Annotated in this window: 1 pseudogene; it reads right to left on the reverse strand. The window is 72.6% G+C overall.

The features are described from left to right. A pseudogene (locus ACLQ29_RS35555) lies at positions 1-180 on the reverse strand (aminoglycoside phosphotransferase family protein); the annotation flags it as partial. Positions 181-266 lie beyond the last annotated feature (86 nt).

Here is a 266-nt window from a genome sequence, read left to right on the forward strand (position 1 = left end):
TTCGAGCTGTGCGCGCTGGCGCGCGGCCGGCGCCACCCGGGCGAGCACGTCGCAGGGCCGCAGGCGCAGGGTGAGCGCGTTCGAGTTGTGCAGGACGGTGGCGTCGGGGACGGTCAGGCCGAGCCGCGCGGCGCTCGACGTGGCTGCCTGTGTTGCCCGCCGAGCCTCAGCTTCCTGCATCGAAGCAGTCAGCCCTGCTCTTCTTCGTCCGCTGGCGGCCGGGGACGGCGGTACTCCTTGATCCACGCCTCGACGTCTTCGGCCAG

This window comes from Micromonospora sp. DT228, from assembly GCF_049841595.1.
Taxonomy (GTDB): Bacteria; Actinomycetota; Actinomycetes; order Mycobacteriales; family Micromonosporaceae; genus Micromonospora.